This window comes from Enterococcus sp. OL5 (genome assembly GCF_006491895.1).
In the GTDB taxonomy this organism is placed as follows: domain Bacteria; phylum Bacillota; class Bacilli; order Lactobacillales; family Enterococcaceae; genus Enterococcus_D; species Enterococcus_D innesii.
Genome location: NZ_VHIL01000010.1, coordinates 60748 through 83731 on the forward strand (window position 1 = coordinate 60748; position 22984 = coordinate 83731).

15 protein-coding genes are annotated in these 22984 nt (G+C 44.0%); 11 read left to right on the forward strand and 4 right to left on the reverse strand.

Features of this window, described 5'->3' with window-relative positions; all coding sequences use genetic code 11:
- The first annotated feature begins 2 nt into the window (after positions 1-2).
- The 7 genes from rpoC (at position 3) to FJU10_RS12210 (ending at position 9114) form a co-directional block, all read left to right on the forward strand.
- On the forward strand, positions 3-3653 hold the full coding sequence (rpoC, locus tag FJU10_RS12180; RefSeq protein WP_081119190.1) for a DNA-directed RNA polymerase subunit beta': 3651 nt from the start codon (positions 3-5) through the stop codon (positions 3651-3653).
- Between the two features lie 244 nt (positions 3654-3897).
- On the forward strand, positions 3898-5364 hold the full coding sequence (locus FJU10_RS12185) for a BglG family transcription antiterminator (protein ID WP_140966047.1): 1467 nt from the start codon (positions 3898-3900) through the stop codon (positions 5362-5364).
- A 2-nt stretch (positions 5365-5366) separates the two neighbouring features.
- Positions 5367-5864, forward strand: coding sequence for a PTS sugar transporter subunit IIA (locus FJU10_RS12190; protein ID WP_086291466.1), 498 nt, complete (start codon positions 5367-5369; stop codon positions 5862-5864).
- A 16-nt stretch (positions 5865-5880) separates the two neighbouring features.
- Positions 5881-6195, forward strand: a complete 315-nt coding sequence (locus FJU10_RS12195) for a PTS fructose transporter subunit IIB (protein WP_140966048.1) — start codon at positions 5881-5883, stop codon at positions 6193-6195.
- Positions 6196-6241: 46 nt separating this feature from the next.
- Positions 6242-7321 (forward strand): PTS fructose transporter subunit IIC, encoded by a 1080-nt coding sequence (locus FJU10_RS12200; protein ID WP_140966049.1) that lies wholly within the window; start codon positions 6242-6244, stop codon positions 7319-7321.
- A gap of 17 nt (positions 7322-7338) precedes the next feature.
- On the forward strand, positions 7339-8193 hold the full coding sequence (locus FJU10_RS12205) for a class II fructose-bisphosphate aldolase (protein WP_086291469.1): 855 nt from the start codon (positions 7339-7341) through the stop codon (positions 8191-8193).
- Between the two features lie 21 nt (positions 8194-8214).
- The gene (locus FJU10_RS12210; RefSeq protein ID WP_034871971.1) at positions 8215-9114 is read left to right on the forward strand and encodes a ketose-bisphosphate aldolase; all 900 of its coding nucleotides are present in this window, start codon (positions 8215-8217) and stop codon (positions 9112-9114) included.
- 65 nt (positions 9115-9179) lie between these two features.
- Here FJU10_RS12210 and FJU10_RS12215 read toward each other — a convergent pair whose 3' ends face one another.
- On the reverse strand, positions 9180-10595 hold the full coding sequence (locus FJU10_RS12215; RefSeq protein WP_140966050.1) for a helix-turn-helix domain-containing protein: 1416 nt from the start codon (positions 10593-10595) through the stop codon (positions 9180-9182).
- Between the two features lie 291 nt (positions 10596-10886).
- Here FJU10_RS12215 and FJU10_RS12220 point away from each other — a divergent pair, with 291 nt between their 5' ends.
- Positions 10887-17078 (forward strand): Spy0128 family protein, encoded by a 6192-nt coding sequence (locus FJU10_RS12220; protein ID WP_140966051.1) that lies wholly within the window; start codon positions 10887-10889, stop codon positions 17076-17078.
- A gap of 81 nt (positions 17079-17159) precedes the next feature.
- Here FJU10_RS12220 and FJU10_RS12225 read toward each other — a convergent pair whose 3' ends face one another.
- The gene (locus FJU10_RS12225) at positions 17160-17831 is read right to left on the reverse strand and encodes a peptidase A24 (RefSeq protein ID WP_086298892.1); all 672 of its coding nucleotides are present in this window, start codon (positions 17829-17831) and stop codon (positions 17160-17162) included.
- A gap of 125 nt (positions 17832-17956) precedes the next feature.
- Here FJU10_RS12225 and FJU10_RS12230 point away from each other — a divergent pair, with 125 nt between their 5' ends.
- Positions 17957-18445 (forward strand): Dps family protein, encoded by a 489-nt coding sequence (locus FJU10_RS12230; RefSeq protein ID WP_005230382.1) that lies wholly within the window; start codon positions 17957-17959, stop codon positions 18443-18445.
- Positions 18446-18485: 40 nt separating this feature from the next.
- On the opposite strand, the gene argH is transcribed toward FJU10_RS12230, so the two are convergent.
- The gene (argH, locus tag FJU10_RS12235; protein ID WP_140966052.1) at positions 18486-19865 is read right to left on the reverse strand and encodes an argininosuccinate lyase; all 1380 of its coding nucleotides are present in this window, start codon (positions 19863-19865) and stop codon (positions 18486-18488) included.
- A gap of 54 nt (positions 19866-19919) precedes the next feature.
- The gene (locus FJU10_RS12240) at positions 19920-21134 is read right to left on the reverse strand and encodes an argininosuccinate synthase (RefSeq protein WP_005230386.1); all 1215 of its coding nucleotides are present in this window, start codon (positions 21132-21134) and stop codon (positions 19920-19922) included.
- Positions 21135-21540: 406 nt separating this feature from the next.
- Here FJU10_RS12240 and rplM point away from each other — a divergent pair, with 406 nt between their 5' ends.
- Together rplM and rpsI are read left to right on the forward strand one after the other, a co-directional pair.
- The gene (gene rplM, locus FJU10_RS12245) at positions 21541-21987 is read left to right on the forward strand and encodes a 50S ribosomal protein L13 (RefSeq protein ID WP_301280258.1); all 447 of its coding nucleotides are present in this window, start codon (positions 21541-21543) and stop codon (positions 21985-21987) included.
- 15 nt (positions 21988-22002) lie between these two features.
- Positions 22003-22395: a 30S ribosomal protein S9 gene (rpsI, locus tag FJU10_RS12250; RefSeq protein WP_003128901.1), complete on the forward strand. Its 393-nt coding sequence runs from the start codon at positions 22003-22005 to the stop codon at positions 22393-22395.
- Positions 22396-22984 lie beyond the last annotated feature (589 nt).

Below are 22984 nucleotides of genomic sequence, written 5' to 3' on the forward strand. Positions count from 1 at the left end.
TTTTGATCGATGTAAATAAATTCGAAAGTATGCAAATCGGTTTGGCTTCTCCTGAAAAAATCAGAAGCTGGTCTTATGGTGAAGTAAAAAAACCAGAAACCATTAACTACCGTACGTTAAAACCTGAACGCGAAGGGTTGTTTGACGAGCGTATTTTCGGTCCAACCAAAGACTGGGAATGTGCTTGCGGCAAATACAAACGGATCCGCTATAAAGGCATCGTTTGTGACCGTTGCGGCGTGGAAGTAACACGTTCAAAAGTGCGTCGTGAACGCATGGGACACATTGAATTAGCAGCACCAGTATCACACATTTGGTACTTCAAAGGCATTCCTTCACGGATGGGTCTTGTCCTAGACATGAGCCCACGTGCATTGGAAGAAATCATCTACTTTGCTTCATACGTAGTGATTGAACCAGGAAACACCAGCCTTGAGAAAAAACAACTATTGACTGAACGGGAATACCGTGAAAAACGTGACCAATACGGTCAAGAATTTTCAGCAGCGATGGGTGCCGAAGCCATCAAACAATTATTAGATGGCGTTGATCTTGAAGGCGAAGTTGCTGAATTAAAAGAAGAATTGAAAAACGCGACTGGTCAAAAACGGACCCGTGCGATCCGCCGTTTGGATATCTTAGAAGCATTCCGTGCTTCAGGAAACAAACCAAGCTGGATGGTCATGGACGTTATCCCAGTTATCCCGCCTGATTTGCGTCCAATGGTGCAATTAGAAGGTGGACGTTTTGCCACAAGTGACTTGAACGACTTGTATCGTCGTGTAATCAACCGTAACAACCGTTTGAAACGCTTGTTAGACTTGAATGCACCAAACATCATCGTTCAAAATGAAAAACGGATGCTGCAAGAAGCAGTTGATGCCTTGATCGATAACGGTCGTCGTGGCCGTCCAGTTGCAGGGCCAGGGAACCGCCCATTGAAATCTCTTTCTCACATGTTGAAAGGGAAACAAGGTCGTTTCCGTCAAAACTTGCTAGGAAAACGGGTCGACTACTCAGGTCGTTCAGTTATCGTCGTTGGTCCATTCCTGAAAATGTACCAATGTGGTCTGCCAAAAGAAATGGCGATCGAATTGTTCAAACCATTCGTGATGCGGGAGCTTGTTTCTCGTGAAATCGCGTCAAACATTAAAAATGCCAAACGCAAAATCGAACGTCAAGAAGACGAAGTTTGGGATGTTTTAGAAGATGTCATCAAAGAACATCCAGTGCTATTGAACCGGGCACCTACGCTGCACAGATTAGGTATCCAAGCATTTGAACCAGTCTTAGTTGAAGGCCGTGCCATTCGTTTGCACCCACTTGTTTGTGAAGCCTACAATGCCGATTTCGATGGAGACCAAATGGCCGTTCACGTACCATTGAACGAAGAAGCGCAAGCAGAAGCACGTATGCTGATGCTAGCAGCCCAAAACATTTTGAATCCAAAAGACGGAAAACCAGTTGTAACACCATCTCAGGATATGGTCCTAGGGAACTACTACTTGACGATGGAAGAAGAAGGCCGTGAAGGGGAAGGCATGATCTTCCGTGACATGGACGAAGCAGTTACGGCATGGCGCAATGGCTACGTGCATTTACACACACGGATCGCCATCAATCCAAACACTTTAGGGGACAAACCATTCACGTCTGAACAAAAACAACGTTTGATGGTAACAACAGTGGGTAAAGTGATCTTCAACTCGATCATGCCCCCAGAATTCCCATTCTTGAACGAACCGACAGACTACAACTTGACGGTTCAAACACCAGACAAGTACTTTATTGAAGCTGGTACAGATGTGCCTGCCTTCATCAAAGAACAAGAGCTTGTTGGCCCATTCAAGAAGAAAAACTTAGGAAACATCATTTCAGAAGTCTTCAAACGTTTCCGCATCACTGAAACGTCACGCATGCTTGACCGCATGAAAGACTTAGGATACAGCCACTCAACAATGGCGGGTATCACCGTTGGTATCGCTGATATCATGAACTTGCACGAAAAACATGAAATCATCGACAATGCCCACAAACAAGTAGAAACGATCACGAAACAATTCCGTCGTGGATTGATTACCGATGACGAGCGTTATGAACGAGTTATTGGTGTTTGGAATGCAGCCAAAGATGAAATTCAGTTAAAACTGATGGAATCATTGGAAGCGAAAAACCCAATCTTCATGATGTCTGATTCCGGTGCCCGTGGTAACATCTCCAACTTTACTCAGCTTGCTGGGATGCGTGGATTGATGGCCGCGCCTAACGGACGTATCATGGAATTGCCGATCATCTCAAACTTCCGTGAAGGTCTATCTGTCTTGGAAATGTTTATCTCGACCCATGGTGCCCGTAAAGGGATGACCGATACCGCCTTGAAAACAGCCGATTCCGGTTACTTGACACGTCGTCTCGTTGACGTTGCCCAAGATGTCATCATCCGTGAAGACGATTGTGGCACTGACCGTGGTTTAGATATTCAAGCAATTCGCGAAGGAAACGAAATCATCGAATCCTTAGAAGAACGTTTAGTTGGTCGTTACACTCGTAAATCAATCATCCATCCGGAAACTGGCGAAGTGATTCTTGGGGTCAACCAATTGATCACCGAAGACCTAGCCAAAGCAACGGTAGATGCTGGCATCGAAACAGTATCGATTCGCTCTGTCTTTACATGTAACACCAAACATGGTGTATGTAAACATTGTTATGGCCGCAACTTAGCCACTGGTTCTGAAGTTGAAGTTGGGGAAGCAGTCGGTACCATCGCTGCCCAATCAATCGGTGAACCTGGTACTCAGTTGACCATGCGTACCTTCCATACCGGCGGGGTTGCCGGAGACGATATCACGCAAGGTCTCCCTCGTGTCCAAGAAATCTTTGAAGCCCGTAATCCGAAAGGACAAGCGGTCATTACCGAAGTTACCGGAGAAGTCATCGATATCTCAGAAGATCCTTCAACTCGGACCAAAGAAGTGACCATCAAAGGGGAAACCGATACGCGTACGTATACCGTTCCTTATACTGCCCGGATGAAAGTAGCAGAAGGCGACTTTATCCATCGTGGTGCACCATTGACAGAAGGATCGATCGATCCAAAACAACTGTTACAAGTTCGCGATGTCTTGTCTGTTGAAAACTACCTATTACGGGAAGTTCAACGCGTGTACCGTATGCAAGGGGTAGAAATCGGCGACAAACATATCGAAGTAATGGTTCGTCAAATGCTGCGTAAAGTCCGCGTCATGGATCCAGGTGATTCAGGCATCTTGCCAGGAACATTGTTGGATATCGCCGACTTTAAAGACCGCAACTACGACACATTGGTAGCCGGCGGCGTTCCTGCAACTAGCCGTCCAGTCCTATTAGGGATCACGAAAGCATCCTTGGAAACCAACAGCTTCTTGTCTGCTGCGTCCTTCCAAGAAACCACTCGTGTGTTGACCGATGCAGCGATCCGCGGCAAGAAAGATCCACTTCTTGGATTGAAAGAAAATGTTATCATCGGTAAGATCATCCCAGCTGGTACTGGTATGCCTCGTTACCGTGAAATGGAACCAAAAGAAGTAACAGTTGCCAGCGAAAATGTCTACAGCATCTCAGACATCGAAGCACAAATGGCTGCTGAAGACGCATTGAACAGCCAAAACTAATCAATGCCCAGCACCTGATTGACTCAGTGTGAAGGAAAAGCTTGTCATTCTTCGGAATGGCAAGCTTTTTTTGTTTAGCAAAAGGAGATGTCACGAAAAAGAATGCGCCCTTCTTTCATCTTAGAAAAGGGGCATTTGGGACGATTAATGAAAGCGTTATTTTTAAAATGTCCAAATCAGTGGACATCGATTAAGAATTACTCGAGCTAAAGAAGGCTATAGTAAAGATACGGAGGGAGACAGTATGAAGCTGAGCAAGAGAGAAACACGTTTGATTGAGCAGTTTATGATACAGGGGATGAATTTGACCGCTAATGAACTAGCCACAGCTGCTAAGGTTTCAACAAAAACCATTTATCGGACGATCAAGCGGATCAATGAGGCTGCTGGTTCAGAAATCATTCGGTCTGAAATCGGCAAAGGATTTTGTTTGGACTATGAAGCGTATCTAAGAGGCACGATTGAAAATCAAGAAACGGATCAACATGATGAGCCGCTTGAGCGACGTCATGCGATTGCCCTGCATGTATTGTTTAAATCACCAAAGCGTTTAATGATCAAAGAGTTGTTCGCTCATTACTATTTGAGTGAAGCAGTGATAAGTAGTGATATCAATCGTCTTTCGGAATATTTTCAGTACTTTGAACTCCAGTTGATCCGATCCGATAAGAGAATTGCAGTGATTGGTACCGAAAAAAATATCCGTCGCTGTGTCAATGATCTCTTTACGAAAACCCATGTGTGGAATGAAGAAATGGTCACGCAAAAATATCCCATCAATGCCTTTGATATCAACTTTATTACCTCAATTCTTGAATTCATTGAGCGAAAACTCGCGAACAGTATTGCGTATCCTTACAACATGAATATTTTCTCGCATCTGTATATTCTGATTTTACGAATGAGGGAAGGAGAAATTGACCGTGAAGAGATAATTGAGGGTTTAGATGAGGAAGAACAGCATTTGATTGAACAGCACCAAGAGTTTTATCAAATTGCCCAACAAGTGATTGAAAGAATCAATGCCTATCTCGTGACGGAGCTGCCAGAAAGTGAGGTATTTTATCTCTACCAGTATCTAGTGTCTTCCAGAGTAGAAAACAAACCCTTGGCAATGACCAATCTGACAAAAGAAGCCAGCGAAATCACGGAGTTTTTTACTAAGCAGATGGAAAAAGCACTGGGTATTAAATTGAACCAGCAAACAGACAAGACCGATCTACTTTGCCATATTCAGCCGATGCTCTATCGGCTAAAGAATAAAATTATCGTGAAAAACGGTCTGCTAAATGACATTCAACTAGAGTACCCAAGGATTTTTGAGCAAGTGGCACAAGTCAGCAAGGAAGTGGAGCGAACCTATGGAACGAATCCCATATCGGAAGACGAGATTGGTTTCTTGGTGCTGTATTTTGTGAAATTTAAAGTCATTCGACGGCGCAGACAGCGAGTCTTAATCATGTGCAGTAGCGGCGTAGGAACCTCTGAACTGCTGAAAGTCAAAGTCCAACGGGCATTTCCAGAGTTGGATATCGTGGATGTGCTTTCCGCTCGTATGTACCGAAAGCATGCGCAAGACTACCAGGATATCGATCTGATCTTAACCACCATTAATTTGCCAGTAGAAACGAAGGTGCCGACGATTTTAGTCAATTCGGTATTTACCAAACAGGATGAGAAGCGAGTCAAACAACTATTAGGAGAGATGTAAAGATGAAAAACGAAAGCCAAACGATCCAAGCGTTCAGTATCGCAGATGTAATCAATCCCAATCTTATCAAGATGGAAATGGAAGCGAATTCAAAAGAAGAGGCGATCACTGAACTCTCTGAACTTTTATATGAAAACCAGATAATTACCGATTTAGCAGGGTTCACCCAAGATGTCTTTGCCCGAGAAATGGAAGGAATGACCGGTATCGGACATGGCTTAGCAATCCCACATGGAAAGTCAGACAGTGTGAAAAAGACTTCCTTAGTGATCGGAAAAACCAAGCGTCCGCTTGAATGGGAGTCCATCGATGAAGCGCCCGTTCAAGTAATTATCTTGTTTGCAGTCAAAAATACCGATGCCAATACGATGCATATCAAGCTGCTGCAAAAGGTAGCGATGCTACTAGCAGATGAATCGTTTATTGATCGTCTCGTTGCGTCAGGGACAAAGGATCAAATGATGGCCTTGCTTGCTAAAGATCCAATGGCAGAAAACTAAGAAAGGGGGAGAAGAGATGAAAATCGTTGGTGTAGCTGCTTGTACTTCAGGAATCGCGCATACGTATATTGCTAAGCAAAAAATTGAAACAGCTGCGAAAGAACTTGGTCATGAAGTCCATATCGAAACCCAAGGAACCATCGGGACAGAAAGTGAATTGACAGAAGCAGATATTCATGCAGCTGATGTTGTCATTATTGCGGCAGATATCAAAATCGGCGGCAGAGACCGCTTTGAAGGCAAGCGAATAGTAGAAATTCCAACTAGTATGGTGATCAAAGCGCCTAAGCGTTTGCTTGAAACGATTGAAGAAAAATTAAATCAGGGATGAATCAATGAATGTTCTGACAATGCAAATTTAAAGGGGGATGAAACAAATGATGAAACAGCTGCAGTTGAAAAAACATGCCTTAACCGCCATCTCGTATATGCTGCCGGTCGTTGTAACAGCCGGGCTTTTGATTGCGATCGGAAATCTTACCAACGGCACAGTCATTGAAAATTACGATGCTGCCTATACGATCCCGGATGCACTGGTCTCGCTGGGCGTTTTAGGGATGGGGCTGCTGGCGCCAGTGATCGCTGCCGCGATCGCCTACTCCATTGCCGATCGTCCAGGAATCGCTCCCGGACTCTTTATAGGACTGATTGCCAATGCGATTGGCGCAGGCTTTTTAGGGGGAATGTTAGGAGGCTATCTCGCAGGTTATCTGGTCTTATTCTTAGTAAAAAACCTTAAAGTACCACGTTGGGCACAAGGTCTGATGCCAATGATGATCGTTCCAGTTTTGTCGACACTGATCGTCGGTGCTTTGATGTTCTTCGTCATCGGTGTACCGATCGTGTGGGCCACTGACGCGTTGACTACCTTCTTAACGAATCTGCAAGGCTCGGGGAATTTCTTATTTGGCGCGATTGTCGGTGGTATGGCTGCCTTTGATTTTGGCGGACCCGTCAACAAAGTCGCCTCGCTATTTGCTGATGGGCTATTATTGGAAGGCATTCAAGAACCCGAAGCCGTGAAAATTTTAGCCTCAATGGTGCCGCCCTTTGGTGTTACGATCTCTTGGGTCCTCTCTCGTCTCTTACGCCGACCCAAATATTCTACGGAAGAAGAAGACAACATCAAGATCGCTTTTCCAATGGGTCTTTGCATGATCACAGAAGGGGTGATCCCGATCGCTGCCGTCGATCCGTTTCGCGTCATTTTTTCCTGTACGGCCGGAGCAGCCGTCGGCGGTGGTCTAAGCATGGTTTGGGGCGTCGGTTCACCGGTACCATCTGGAGGGGTCTTCATCATTCCTGCCATGACGGATCCACTGAAATTTACCATCGCACTCTTGATTGGTTCTGCCATCACCGGTGTTTTGCTCTTTGCATTGAAAAAGGCACCCGTTGAAACGCCCATCGTGGAAGAGGAAGAAGACATTGACTTTTCGTCGATTGAAATTTCTTAAGAAAAGGAGCGAAGAAGATGTATGTATCAATGAAAGAGATGCTGCAAAAAGCCAATCGAGAAAACTATGCGGTTATGGCTATCAATTGTTTTAACCTAGAAACCGCTAAAGCAGTGATCGATGCCGCTGCAGAATCTCATGCACCCATCATCGTGGATTTGTTGCAAGACCATTTAAAAACCCATCTGGATCATCGTTACTTAACCCAGCCGATCATTCGGATGGCGGAAAATGTCAATGTGGAGGTTGCCATCAATCTGGATCACGGACAGGATATCGCCTTCGTCAAACAATGTCTCCATGAAGGGTTCTCAAGCGTCATGATGGATGCCTCTATGCATCCTTTAGAAAAAAACATCGCCATCACCAAAGAGATCGTGCAATTTGCGCAAGCCTATAATGCCAGTGTCGAAGCAGAGGTTGGGGACATGGGAGCAGTGGCTGGGGATCAGTATACTAGCGATGGGATGTATACCGATCCAGAGGAAGCCATCCATTTTATTCGAGCAACCGGGGTCGACTGTCTCGCTCTTTCTTACGGCTCCAGTCATGGGGATTATCCAGAAGGGTACCGCCCGGCATTTCGCTTTGATATCGTTCAAACAATCAAAGAAGCCACTGACCTACCGCTGGTTTTGCATGGTGGCTCGGGAGCCGGTAGAGAGAATATCTTACGTTCCGTGGCATTAGGAATCAATAAAATCAATGTAGGGGCTGATTTTATGAAAGCCCAAAGAAATGCCCTGCACCAACAGCTGGATGCTTGTCCCGAAAGCGATTATCCGACCCTGATCCACCAAACCATCGAAGCAGGAAAAGCAGTCGTCAAAGAGTATATCGAATTATCTGGATCAAAAAACAAATCACTTTAAAAAAGAATGGAGCACACTTATATGTTGATCAATATGAAACAATTACTGACCGTTGCCAAAGAAAATCAATTTGCCGTTGGTGCCTTTAACGTCGCAGACAGTAACTTTTTACGCGTCGTTATCGAAGCAGCGGAAGAAAACGATGCACCAGCCATCATTGCGGTCCACCCAACAGAATTGGCCTTTACAAAGGATGAATTTTTCCATTATGCAGTTTCCAGAGCGAAAAACAGTTCTGTGCCAATCGTGATCCATATGGATCATGGCGACAGTCTGGCAAGTATTATGCGGGCGATCCATTGCGGGTTCAGCTCGGTGATGATCGATGGGTCATTGCTGCCTTTTGAAGAAAATATTGCTCTGACAAAACAGATTACCGAGATTTGCCATCCGATTGGGGTATCTGTCGAAGGCGAGCTGGGAACGATCGGCAATACCGGAACCTCCGTTGAAGGGGGCGTCTCCGAAGTGATTTATACTCGTCCAGAAGATGCACAAGAATTCATTGAGAAGACAGGCATTGATACACTAGCAGTTGCGATTGGAACTGCCCATGGTATTTATCCGAAAGATATCAAACCGGAACTAAAAATGGATGTCTTGCAAGAAATCAAAGATCGTGTCGATATCCCGTTGGTGTTGCATGGCGGATCGGCCAATCCCGATGAAGAAATCGCTCAGGCAGTGGCAATCGGTATCCAAAAAGTAAATATCTCCTCTGATTATAAATACGCCTTTTACAAAAAATGCCGTCAAATTTTAGCTGAAACAGAATTATGGGATCCAAATGCTATTTACCCAGAATGCATTGAGGCAGCTAAAGCAGTGGTTACGCAAAAAATGACCCTCTTCAATGCAATTGGGAAAGCAGCTTTGTATCGCCAGCAAAATATCCAGCCATGGCGTAGTGAACAAAACTAAACAGCAAACAAATAATGGAAACACCCTCGAAAATCGCTAAATTGCGGCTTTTCGAGGGTGTTTTTTTATTGCGCATTCTTTTCTTGCAGCATCCGAATCCCCTTTTCCTGAACCTGCCGAGCGATAAACGCCAAGTCATTCGAAGTCAGGTTGATGTCTGCATAATGAAACAAGTTTTTTCTGCAGGAGGGAGTCAGATTGCCGATGATCAAATCATAAGTCTCGTCCAGTTTGGTCAGAGAAAACGAGTCTAGAGGATTTAAGATCGTGATCGTTAGCTGGTACGGAATAAACTGTTGGATTTTCGTTTGGATAAATTCCGTATGGTAACTATTCGTATCATAAAACAAAGCTAAGCGAAAGTCAGCGTTTGCGTCGATGATTTCTTTGGAAAAATTGGGGAAAGATATATGGAAAATATAAATCAGGTAATTGATCGTACTTGGTCGAATGATTGGCAAATTCGAATGGGTCAAAAGCTGAACGATGTCGCGATTGACTGTCTGTTGGACTAAATCACAATTATCAACAAAACGAGCAAAGCGATCATCCAAGATGCAGTAAGGAACCTGCAAGTTGATCCCAAGAAAATAAGAAAAGACCACGGCGTCGAGCTTCTCTTCAAAATTGGCTTCATGGTAGTTGTATTTTTTAAATATACGTTTGGTCATTTGATAAAACTCTTGTTTGGTCTTACGAAAGACATCAGGGTCTTGACCAATGTGGGACGTGACATAACCGACCATTTTCTCGACATAAGCCCGACTGTAGCCAGTAAATTCGCTCAAATCGATTTTCTCTAAGAAATATTCGATGTGGTTCCCATTGGGATTAGAAGCGTATAGGCGATCGCGCTTCGTGTTGATGTAGATTACAAAAGCAATTTTTTTGATGTCGGAAAAATAAAGTTTTAGGGGCGTCGCAGCTGCCATGATACGGGCGATCTTCAAGAAATCCTGTTCTTGGTTAATGTTGGCATCCACAAATTCATACTGGTACTTCTCTAAGAAAAAAATCAGAAAAAATTGCCGAATGTTGTGTTCATTTCCTTTTAACTGGATGGGCTTGGTTGCGATGAAGAAATCATACGGTGCCAGAACCAAATTGATCCTCTTGATCAAACGAATGATCGATGACTTGCTTAAATTTAATTCTAGTGCCAGCATGTCATAACTAGTGAAACTTGATGAGAAGAGTAGTTCTAACAATTGAAACGCAGACGAGCGATTTAAAAAATGGCTGTATACGTCTAGTCGAGTAGCGAAAGGATGCAAGTGTAGGCGAACAGCTGAATAATCGTCAAATTGTAAGTCCAGAAACGAAAATTCATTGTCGATTTCCGCGATATAGGTTTTCGCTGCAGACATTGAGATGGAAAATTTCACTGCCAAATCGTGAAGACTCGTTCCCTGATCGTCTAATAAATACTCAATCAGCTGTAGTTTCTTTTGTGTTGTAGATGATAACAATTTCCGTAACATGATGCCCGTCGAGCCCCCTTTTAAGTAAATAGTATCACGTTTTTACATGTATTCAAAAAAATTGCGTGTTGTATTTTTTTTGAATACATCCCACCCCAAATTTTGGAAATAGAAGTGTGGAATAGTAGTAATACGTTTGATACAAGTAGCAAAGACCAAAATTTTTGAATCATGGGGAGGAGGCAAAAAGCAGTTGTTTGTTGGGATATCTTGCTCACTGTTGAACAATGTTATTCGTCGAGCGCTTCCGAGATCAATTGAAAAAATTTCAATAAAAAGGAATGAACAATTATGAAAAAACAATTTTCTATCTATATATGTTTGCTAGTCTTGCTTGGATCCATTTTTTGTGAACCAACGATCATACTAGCAGAAGCAATCAACGCAACTGATAGTACCGAAAGAACGGCTGAAACGCTGGAAAGTACTGAACCTGAGACGGGAACGATCGATACGGAAAAAGCACCTACGGATTCATCGACAGCGGGAGCAGTTCAGTCAGAAATGAGTCAAGCAGAAGAAGAACAAGCAACCGTCCCTAGTGAAAGTCAAGCAACCCAAGCATCTTCGACACTGAATCAAAACAGCATTCAACCCCGAGCACCAGATACTGAAGCGGAAACGGAAGCTTCTACTACCGCTGAGAATCTTAGTGCCAACCTAAACGAACGGGGAGTACAACTTTTTGACAATGTCCGAATTACTGACTTAAACGATCAACCCTTCACTGCCGAAAATCCACCGATGTATAACGGCAACATCAAAATTCATTTTGACTGGTCGTTAGAAGATACGGAAGAAATTCGCGCAGGCGATTATTATACGTATCAATTGCCGGAATATTTTGCTATTCATAACACCGTTAGCGGCGAATTGACCCGTTCTGGCGGGCAATCGATCGGAACCTTTACCTTAGCACTCGATGGCACGTTGACTGTTACTTTTAACGAAGCGGCACAAACACTTTCCAACCGCTCAGGGACTATCGATCTAATTACGGAATTAAGTGTGAGCACTGTCACCGAAGAAGTGACGATTCATACTGGGATCTACGATGAAGATGGTCATGAGATCATCATTACATTGCCTATTTATGAAGTCGACATCATTAAGACTGGTAACGTGACTTCCAGCGGTTCAGTGGTTTGGGAAATTATTTTTAACCAAACCAGTCGTGAATTGCATGATGTGGTGATCACCGATAAAATGCCTCAAGGTTTGTCTTATAGTATTTCGACAGGCTACTTGTACGATAAAGCCACCGAGGAGTGGGTTCGTACCGATGGCTTATATACTTTTAACAGCGTCAACAACACGTTTACCTTCAATCAAACGGTTAATCAACCGGTTCGAATCGTCATCAATAGTGCAGTCACCGATCCAACGGCTTCTTCTTTCAAAAACACGGCAACAATCAACGGCAGCGATTTTACAGAAAAAACTGCAGAAGCAACGGTTACTTACGATGAGCAATCGGAATACAAACGGTTCAAAGGCTATGATCAAGAAACGAAACGAGCATCATGGGAAATTTCCGTCACATTGGACAAAGACCAAGCCAGAGTTTTGGATCAAACCTATTCAGGAACGGATCCTGAAAAAGCCCTACACTTTTTTGTGCCAGAGACTTTGGTGATCACGGACAAAGATGGTAACTCGATCCCAGCAGAAGATTGGTCCTTTGATGGGACGTACCAGCTGGATAAAGAGGGGGAAATCGTCCGCTTTGGCATCACGTTTGCCAAAGCTGGTTACTACAAGATCCAATACGACACCCAGTTGTATGAATCTGTTCTAGCTGATACTCGTATTTACAACTACGCTTCGATCCGCGACAATCAAAATACCTCATTGACGGGCAGTGGGACAGTGACGCCAACCAAAATGATCGGTGTCGTCAAAACAGCTGGCACCAAAGACTATGAAACGAAGACTGTCGCATGGAAAATTGATGCCAATACCAATCAGCAAAAAGTTAGCGACCTGATTATAGAAGACCGCTATCAATTGATCTCTGGCGCAAACAGTAGTGCGTCAGCTTTATTGGCGGATACGCTAGTAGTGACAGCCAGCGGCGTGACCGAGCCTTTAGAGCTCAATACCGATTATACGCTAGAGCTAATCACAGAAACGAAAACGCTAGCCGATGGCTCAACGAAGGAACTTGAGACTGGTTTTCGGATCAAGCTGCAAGGGACGTACCAAACGACCTCGGCAACGATCACGGTTAATTTCAAAACTAGCTTCGATGTTTCACAGCAGATCGCATTAGGAAGTTCTAGCAGTCGTTTTAGTAATGCAGCGTTTGTCCATTATAAAGACGAAGCCGGCAATACGTTCACGGAAGCCTCTGAATCCAATACTTGGATGGATACCAACTGGTTAAAAAATGCCTTGAAATACGGCCTATTTATTGGTGAAGGGGAAGATGTCGCCAAAGCGATTACTGCCGTATTAGGTCGGAACTTAGGAACTATTTTTGATGAGCAGACCGCCTCTAGCGATCAAGTCTATTGGATGGGGCTATTCAATACGTACAAAGAAAAAATCAACAAAGATGCAATCATCACGGACCAGCTGCAAGAAGGCCAAACCTTGAAAGACTTGGCGCTTTACACGGTCACAGTAACTGGGTATACGACGCAAGTCAGAGCACTGAAAGAGCAATTGGTGCTAAACGAGGATTACAGTTACACTTATGACCCTGACACGAAAAAAGTTACGATCACCTTGCTGAAAGAAACGTCAGAAACACTGGCGGTCTTCTTGGCAACGGAAGCAGCGGAAGAAGTATTTACCTACAAAAATACTATTACATTGACGGACAATGACACAACGTTGACTGCCGATGGCCAAGTCGACAAGTCTGCGAAAACGGACTGGTTGATGAAAAATGGTAGCCAGAATGCCGACAACAATCGGTTGATCGATTGGGAAATCATGATCAACGCTGACAGTCGCAAAATCCACAATGCGGTGGTCACCGATACCATCAACTACAATCAGCACACCTTTTTACGAGATGCTGACGATGCCGTGATCGTAGACGTGTATGAAGCGGTCTTACACAATGGCACGTGGGAAAAAGGAGAAAAAGTCACCTTCACCAACGAGGACAATCCGAAAATCACCTCGGATGTGGTAGCAGGGACGCAATCGTTAGTGATCGCTTTTGAAGAAATGATTGATAAACCATACTTTATTGTTTATCAAACACAGCTTGACCCCGGGATTTTGAACAATGAACGGGTGGCCAACAGTGTCAATTTGACGGGTAGTGAGATCGAGATTCACACAGTGACCAAAGAAATCACCATCAAATCGACAGATGGCAGCGGAACGTCTTCTGGGACGAACGGCTCTTTAACGATCATGAAATACGATGCAGACGGCACCAAAGAACGAGGGATCGATAAAGAAGCGGTTTTCCAATTAAGCCGCAAAAATGCGCAAAACACCTATGAAGTCATCTTGTCGAATCTGGTGGTCAAAAACAATCAGATCATGGAAAACGGCAACACCATTGATCGGATCGACAATCTGCGTTACGGCGATTATATGATCCAAGAAATCACCGCACCGGAAGGATACGAACGAGATGCGACTCAGTACACCTTCACTATTTCTGATAAGCAAGTCAATTATGTCTTTGAACTAGCCAACAAGCGGGAAATCAAAGAAACGACCCACGCCTTGAATGTTCAGAAACTACTTGATGGGCGCGAGCTAAAAGACGGCGAATTTACGTTCCAACTAGTGGATGAAACTGGCTCTGTGATTTTAACACAAACCAATGACGGCAACGGTCAAGTTGCCTTTGACGCCATCACTTACAACGAGCCTGGCGAATATCATTACACGATTCGGGAAAAAGCCGGCGATGATCCAACAATCACCTATAGCGACAAAGAACTAAAGGTAACCGTGACCGTCACTGAAGAAGACAGCCAGTTGATTGCGAAAGCAGTCTATGAAGGCAATCAAGTCTTCGAAAATGACTATACGCCAAAAGCCGGTAGTGTCGTTTTGAATGCTGAGAAAGTGCTGATCGGTCGTGATTTGAAAGCAGAAGAATTTGACTTCGAATTAGTCAATGAAGCAGGAACTGTACTTCAAACAAAAGCCAATGATCCAACTGGCAAGATCTACTTTGACGCTCTCGCATATGATGAAGCAGGCGAATACCACTACACCATTCGCGAGAAAGCAGGAACTGACGGCACCATCACTTACGATGCAAAAGAACTAGCGGTAGTTGTGACCGTGACGGATGAAGATGGACAGTTGACCGCAGTTGCGGAATATGAAGGCAACCAAGTTTTTGAAAATGACTATACGCCAAAAGACGGCGGAGTGGTGCTGAATGCTGAGAAAGTATTGACCGGTCGCACGCTGGAAGCCAACGAGTTTTCCTTTGAGCTAGTCGGTGAAGCAGGTAACGTGTTGCAGACGAAAACCAATGACGCAACCGGACAAATCTACTTCGATGAATTAACGTATGACGAAGTCGGCGAATACCGCTACACGATTCGAGAAAAAGCTGACGCAGATAGTACCATTACCTATGACATGAAAGAAATTGGCGTTGTCGTGAAAGTAACCGATGAAGACGGGCAACTGGTGGCAAAAGCAACATATGATGGCAATGCGATCTTTGAAAACGACTATCAACCAAAAGCTGGTAGTGTCGTACTGAGTGCCGAGAAAGTCTTGACCGGACGCACCTTACAAGCTGACGAATTTGCCTTTGAACTGGTAGATGAAGAAGGAACTGTTCTTCAAACAAAAGCCAATGATGCAACCGGACAAATCTACTTTGACGCGCTCGCCTATGAGGAAACTGGCGAATACCGCTATACCATCCGTGAGCAAGCAGGAAACGATGGCACCATCACTTACGATACGAGAGAACTGGCAGTAGTCGTTACCGTCACTGATGAAGACGGACAATTGACTGCAGTGGCAGAATACGAAGGCAACCAAGTCTTTGAAAACAGCTACCAACCAAAAGCTGGCAGTGTCGTACTGAGTGCCGAAAAAGTATTGACCGGCCGCACGTTGGAAGCCAACGAGTTTGCCTTTGAACTGGTAGATGAAGAAGGAACTGTTCTTCGAACAAAAGCCAATGATGCAACCGGACAAATCTACTTTGACGCTCTCGCCTATGAGGAAGCTGGCGAATACCGCTATACCATCCGTGAGCAAGCAGGAAACGATGGCACCATCACTTACGATACGAGAGAACTGGCAGTAGTCGTTACCGTCACCGATGAAGACGGGCAATTGACCGCAGTGGCGGAATATGAAGGCAACCAAGTCTTTGAAAACAGCTACCAACCAAAAGCCGGCAGTGTTGTACTAAGTGCCGAGAAAGTATTGACCGGTCGTACGCTACAAGCAAATGAATTCGACTTTGAACTAGTCGATGAAGAAGGGAACATTCTTCAAACAAAAGCCAATGATGCAACTGGCAAGATCTACTTTGACGCGCTCCCTTACGAAGAAACAGGTGAGTACCACTACACCATTCGTGAGAAAATAGACAGCGATGGCACTATCACGTACGATACAAAAGAACTAGCGGTAGTCGTTACCGTCACCGATGAAGACGGACAGTTGACCGCAGTGGCAGAATACGAAGGCAATCAAGTCTTTGAAAACAGCTATCAACCAAAGGCTGGTAGTGTCGTATTGAATGCCGAGAAAGTCTTAACTGGTCGTACACTACAAGCAAATGAATTCGATTTTGAACTAGTCGATGAAGACGAAACTGTACTTCAGACAAAAGCCAATGATGCAACCGGACAAATCTACTTTGACGCTCTCGCCTATGATGAAACAGGTGAGTACCACTACATCATTCGTGAGAAAGCAGGAACTGACGGTACCATCACCTACGATACGAAAGAACTGGCAGTAGTCGTAACGGTCACCGATGAAGCTGGACAGTTGACGGCAGTGGCGGAGTACGAAGGCAGTCAAGTCTTTGAAAACAGCTACCAGCCACAAGCTGGCAGTGTCGTACTAAGTGCTAAGAAAGTCTTGACGGGTAGAGACTTGCAAGCCAACGAATTCATATTTGAATTAGTGGATGAAGCTGGAAAGGTTCTGCAAACCCAACGCAATGACGCAAATGGAACGATTACCTTTGATGTATTGACGTATGACGATGCTGGGGAACATCGTTACACGATTCGTGAAAAAGCTGGCAATGACGCAACGATCATCTATGATGAAACCACCTATCAAGTAACGGTCACAGTCAAAGATCAAGCAGGAAAATTAGTGGCTGAAGCGGAACAAACGGCAGAGATGGTATTCAACAACCGTGTCAAGGAAGGCAAAACAACGAAGCCGGGCACTGGCAATTTACCGAAAACCAATGACACCACGACCGCTGGTTGGGTCGTCTTGGGACTGTTGTTAGTAGTGATCGCAGTAGGCATCTACCTTGATCGCAAAAAACGGACGCCGTTATCATAGGCAGGGGAAGCAACAGAGCAGAAAGAGAAAGCGGGATGAGGCCAACTTGTCCCGCTTTTTCCTGCCTTGTTTTTCTTCACTTCAAAGAAAAAAAGCGTCAAAAGTATGAAATGCTAGGAAGCGAACAATCAGCAAACCAAGACTCAAGAAGGGGACGAAGGGCAACTGCGCCAATCGTTTCTTCCAAATGCCTTGATAGCTAAAAAAAGCGAGGAGCCCAAGACTACTGGCTACCAGTAAGAGGGCCAAAAGGGTCGTCGGCGTTAGCCAAATACTCCAGCCTGCCAGCACTAAGAGATCGCCGCCGCCCATTTTTTCCTGCCAGACAAAAAAGACCAGTGGAACCAGCAAGCCTAAAGACAGCCATTGAAAAGAAGCGCCGCTTCTAAGCTGTGCCAGCGCGAGAAGCAGGTGGGAGGGGTACAGCTGTTGCGGGTAGACGCTATAGTCTATCAAGTCGGTCAAGCTGAGTAAAAAGGCACTGGTCAGCCAGACAAAGGTCAGGAAGCTTTCGGAATCATGAAAGGCAACCCCGCAAAGTCCGCCATAGCACAAGCAGGCGAAAACCCAATAAAACGGGGGTGAAAGCCATCTTGTAGGAAGGAGAAGAAACCAATGGTTATCCGAAACTTTGTTCACTTTCTGGTAGTGAGAACGAGAATCACTTTTTGGCAGATTCCAAAACAGGGTTTGTAAGAGCAAAAGCCAAAAGAAGCCGAGTAAAGCGCCTAAAAAAAACACGAAAATCGTCATTTTTCGTCCCCCCTTATAAAGAAATACGTAAGAGAGTGAGAAATTTTCTCAAATAGATGATTTTGTTGTACTTTTTAATTGTTTCGTATTATCCTTAAAATAGATAATTTAGAGGAGGAATCGTTATGAAATTTGAACAAACAAAAGAAGTATTAAACCAACTTGTTGCTGATTTAAGCCAAATGGCTATGGTCGTTCACCAAACACACTGGTACATGCGTGGACCTGGCTTTTTGACATTGCATCCAATGATGGACGAATTCATGGATGATCTAAATGAGCAATTGGATGAAGTTTCTGAACGCTTGATTACATTAGACGGTTCACCATATTCAACTTTGCGTGAAATGGCAGAACACACTCAAATCCCTGATGAAGTCGGCAACTGGGACCGCACGATTCCAGAACGCTTAGCTACATTGGTGGAAGGTTACCGTTACTTAGCGGACTTATACCAAAAAGGGATCGAAGTATCTGGTGAAGAAGGCGACGATCCAACCCAAGATATCTTCATCGGCTTCAAAACAGCCATCGAAAAACGTATTTGGATGATCCAAGCGCACTTAGGCGAAGCGCCATTGATCGATCCAGCGAAATCTCGCGTACGTCATTAATTAACAAAAAACCAGCGAAGAATTTTCTTCGCTGGTTTTTTTACTTGCTTGCTAATAACCCTTTGGCGGCTTCAATTTGTTGTGCCACTTGATCAAAACCGGTGCCGCCATAGGAATGACGATTTTTGACGGCGGTGTAGGAGTCAAGTTTTTCAAAAATATCGCTGTCGATGGCAGGATGGATCGCTTGGTAGTCTTCCAAGGAAACATCTTGCAGATAGATGCCTTTGGTCAAGCACTCGCTGACGAGCTTGCCGACAATCTCATGTGCTTGTCTGAAAGGCACGCCTTTGCCAGCTAAGTAATCTGCTAATTCTGTTGCGTTGGAAAAATCCTTTTCAGTGGATTCTTGCATCCGTGCTTGATTGACCTTCATCGTTGCGATCATGCCCGTCATGATCTGCAAGCTTTTCGTGATGGTTTCGGCACTGTCAAACATGCCTTCTTTGTCTTCTTGGAAATCTTTGTTGTACGCCAACGGCAAGCCCTTCATGACCGTCAAAAGACCAAAGAGGTTCCCATAGACACGTCCTGTTTTTCCACGGATCAGCTCCGCCATGTCAGGGTTTTTCTTTTGAGGCATGATGGAGCTGCCGGTGGAGAAGGTATCGGTCAGTTCCACAAATTGGTACTCGTGGCTGCACCAAAGAATCAGCTCTTCACAAAAACGAGACAGATGCATCATCAATAAAGAGGCGTTGCTTAAAAATTCCAAGATAAAATCACGATCGCTGACCGCATCTAGGCTGTTGCTGTAAATATTGCTGAACCCCAATTCTTGAGCTGTGAAGGCGCGATCGATGGGGAAGGTAGTTCCTGCTAAAGCGGCACTGCCTAAAGGCATCACATCGATGCGGCTCAAACTCTCACTGAAACGCTCTTGGTCACGTGTCAGCATACTGTAATAGGCTAAGAGGTGATGGGCAAAAGAAATCGGCTGTGCATGCTGCAGATGGGTATAACCGGGCATGATGGTGTAGATGTTGGCTTCGGCTTGTAAAACCAGCGCTTCTCGCAATTCAGCGATCAAAGTGATCACGTCTTGCACGACTTCTTTCAAATACAGATGCATATCGGTCGCCACTTGGTCATTACGACTACGGGCAGTATGCAATTTGCCTGCCACTGGTCCAATCAATTCATGCAAGAATGTCTCGATGTTTAAATGGATGTCCTCATTTTCAATCGTGAAGGTCAACTCGCTAGCGGCTAATTGCTGCTGAATCGTGGTCAAGCCGTCAATGATCGCTTCGCCATCGGTTTGACTGATGATGCCCGTATGGACCAGCATTTTGACATGGGCCAAACTGCCAAGAATGTCTTGCTTTGCTAACTTTTGATCAAACGTGATGGAAGCCCCAAAAGCATCGATCCATGCTTCGTTTTTCCCATCGAAACGTCCGCCCCATAATTTTGCCATATTCTCACCTCAAAAAAAGATTACGGCTGAAGCGGCAGCTTCAGCCGTGCATACTTAAATCAATGTTTCTGTTAGTTGCTGTTGTGCTTGGATCTCAGCGTGCACTTTGCTTGGCAGTCCCCATAATTTGATGAAGCCGATAGCCGCATGCTGATCAAAGGTATCTGCAGAAGTATACGTTGCTAAGTTTTCATCGTACAGGCTGTTTTCAGATTTCCGTCCTTCACAAATGACGTTGCCTTTGAATAATTTCAAACGCACGATCCCGTTGACGTAGACTTGCGTGCTTTTCAGGAAGGTAATCAAGGCTTCCGTCAATGGATTGAACCAAAGACCATCATAGATGACTTGGGCTAATTGCTGCTCAATGATTGGTTTGAAATGCGCCAATTCCCGTACAAAGACCAAATCTTCCAATTCTTTATGAGCCGTCATCAAAGCGATCGCTCCCGGACATTCATAAACTTCCCGTGATTTGATTCCCACCAGACGATTTTCGATATGGTCGATCCGACCAACGCCATGTTCGCCAGCCACCCGGTTCAGTTTCATGATCAATTCTGCTAGATTCATCGTTTCGCCATCAATGGCGGTCGGTACCCCTTGATCAAAGGTGATCTCAACGATCGTTGGTACGTCAGGAGTATCTTCTAATTCTTGCGTGATAGCGTAGGCCCCTTTTGGCGGCGTTGCCCAAGGATCTTCTAAGACGCCACACTCACAGGCACGTCCCCACAAGTTTTGATCGATGGAATACGGATTGTCCAAATCAGCGGGAATCGGCACTCCTTTTTCAGCCGCATAGGCAATCTCTTCTTCCCGGGACCATTTCCATTCCCGAACCGGTGCGATGACTTTCAAGTGAGGCGCTAAAGCAGCGATCGCCACTTCAAACCGAACTTGGTCGTTGCCTTTACCAGTACAGCCGTGGGCGACGGTCGTTGCGCCAGTCGCTAATGCCAACTCTACCAATTTCTTGGCGATCAATGGACGAGACAAAGCGGAAACAAGAGGATAAGAATTTTCATAAAAAGTATTGCCTTGTAAAGCGATCAAAGCAAAATCTTGGGCGAATTCTTCGCGGGCATCGATGGCATAAGATTCAATCGCGCCAACTGCCAAAGCTTTGTCTTTAATGGATTGGGTGTCGCGACCTTCACCGATGTCTAGGCAGCAAGCCACCACATCATATCCTTGGTCCGTTAACCATTTAATTGAAACGGAGGTATCTAATCCTCCAGAATAGGCCAATATTACTTTTTCTTTCATACTTATTAACTCCTTTTCCGCGTGTTTTCAAGTGATTGAAGCTATCTTATCAGAATAAAAATAATAAATCAAGGGCAAAATTAAATATTTATACATAAAAGTGGCGATTATCAGGTTTTTATACTATTATCGGTGATTGAGGAAAAGAAGAGGATGCTCACTTTGTTAATGAAAGTTTATACATGATATTCATAAAGTTATTCAGTTTTAGAAGCTTGCAACAACAAGTTTCGTTTTTCAGAGAAAATGGCAGAAAACGAATGGAGAAAATTTTCAAAAAGAGGCGGAATTACGTTGACATTAGGCTTTATAGAAGGTATTATGTTATATGGTATTGTTTGCCCCACAAGAGCCCCGGAAACTCAAGTGTATGTCAAACATTCGTGAAATTGAATTGGAGGAAAAAATTGTGCGTACAACATATATGGCCAAACCAGGCGAAGTAGAACGTAAATGGTACGTAGTAGATGCAACAGATGTTCCTATGGGTCGTCTTTCAGCAGTAGTAGCATCTGTCTTACGTGGTAAAAATAAACCAACATTCACACCTCATGTGGATACAGGCGATTTCGTAATCGTCATTAATGCAGAAAAAATCAAATTAACAGGTAACAAAGCAAGCGATAAAATTTATTACCGTCACTCAAACTTCCCAGGAGGATTGAAATCAGTCTCTGCTGGAGAATTACGTGCTAAAAATTCTCGTCGTTTGATCGAAACTTCTGTAAAAGGCATGCTTCCTAAAAACACTTTAGGCCGTAAACAAGGAATGAAACTTCATGTTTATGCTGGCGCTGAACACCCACATGCTGCACAACAACCAGAAGTATTGGACATCACAAACTTAATCTAATAGGAGGGAATTTCATTGGCACAAGCTCAATATATCGGCACTGGCCGTCGTAAAAATGCAGTAGCCCGCGTACGTTTAGTACCAGGTACTGGTAAAATTACTGTTAACAAAAAAGATGTTGAAGAATACATCCCACACGCAGACTTGCGTGAAGTAATCAACCAACCATTCGGCGTTACAGAAACTAAAGGTTCATACGATGTTTTTGTAAACGTAAATGGTGGTGGATACGCTGGACAATCAGGTGCAATCCGTCACGGTATCGCACGCGCATTGTTACAAGTTGATCCTGATTTCCGTTTAGCTCTTAAACGTGCTGGCTTACTTACTCGTGACGCACGTATGGTTGAACGTAAAAAACCAGGTCTTAAGAAAGCTCGTAAAGCTTCACAGTTTTCAAAACGTTAATCTTTTTATCGAAGATTTCAAAGGCATTCTCCATTGGAGGGTGCTTTTTTTTTGTTCTTCAATATTTTAGTGTCTGTATTACAGGTAATCACTAATAAAAATTAGGTGATCAAGATAAACTATAAGAATATGTGTTCAAGCAGATAAGAAAAAGATTTGGTAAAGCATCAAGTAGCATGAAATGGATGGCTACTACATTTATTGAGGTCTCCGATTGTTTTGATATGAGTGTGAACTAATGTCGATTGGAATAAAAGAGGAAAAGTATAATAACTAGTTACGTGTACAATAAATTCTATAATCATGGAAAGAAATACTAGGTTATGAGATAGAAAACATTATAAGTATGGTATTTTCTTTGAATAAGATTTATAGACTATCTAATATTAAATTATTGTGATTAAGTGAATTAGTTAACGGAAAAAATACGAATTATGTATTGATTTATCTATTAGAGTTTCTGGAATTTTGATTATTGACAACGCTATTGAGTTTATTCAATGAAGTCACATCATTAATTTTATCTTCAATATGAATGTTTATAGGGTATAATAGGTAGTAGATATAAAATAAAAGGATATTTGTTAAA

What these genes read in the sequence shown, in the direction of transcription:
- FJU10_RS12185 (WP_140966047.1), top strand. Translation starts at nt 3,898, where the DNA reads ATGAAGCTGAGCAAGAGAGAAACACGTTTGATTGAGCAGTTTATGATA.
- FJU10_RS12190 (WP_086291466.1), top strand. Translation starts at nt 5,367, where the DNA reads ATGAAAAACGAAAGCCAAACGATCCAAGCGTTCAGTATCGCAGATGTA.
- FJU10_RS12195 (WP_140966048.1), top strand. Translation starts at nt 5,881, where the DNA reads ATGAAAATCGTTGGTGTAGCTGCTTGTACTTCAGGAATCGCGCATACG.
- FJU10_RS12200 (WP_140966049.1), top strand. Translation starts at nt 6,242, where the DNA reads ATGATGAAACAGCTGCAGTTGAAAAAACATGCCTTAACCGCCATCTCG.
- FJU10_RS12205 (WP_086291469.1), top strand. Translation starts at nt 7,339, where the DNA reads ATGTATGTATCAATGAAAGAGATGCTGCAAAAAGCCAATCGAGAAAAC.
- FJU10_RS12210 (WP_034871971.1), top strand. Translation starts at nt 8,215, where the DNA reads ATGTTGATCAATATGAAACAATTACTGACCGTTGCCAAAGAAAATCAA.
- FJU10_RS12215 (WP_140966050.1), bottom strand. Translation starts at nt 10,595, where the DNA reads ATGTTACGGAAATTGTTATCATCTACAACACAAAAGAAACTACAGCTG.
- FJU10_RS12220 (WP_140966051.1), top strand. Translation starts at nt 10,887, where the DNA reads ATGAAAAAACAATTTTCTATCTATATATGTTTGCTAGTCTTGCTTGGA.
- FJU10_RS12225 (WP_086298892.1), bottom strand. Translation starts at nt 17,831, where the DNA reads ATGACGATTTTCGTGTTTTTTTTAGGCGCTTTACTCGGCTTCTTTTGG.
- FJU10_RS12230 (WP_005230382.1), top strand. Translation starts at nt 17,957, where the DNA reads ATGAAATTTGAACAAACAAAAGAAGTATTAAACCAACTTGTTGCTGAT.
- argH (WP_140966052.1), bottom strand. Translation starts at nt 19,865, where the DNA reads ATGGCAAAATTATGGGGCGGACGTTTCGATGGGAAAAACGAAGCATGG.
- FJU10_RS12240 (WP_005230386.1), bottom strand. Translation starts at nt 21,134, where the DNA reads ATGAAAGAAAAAGTAATATTGGCCTATTCTGGAGGATTAGATACCTCC.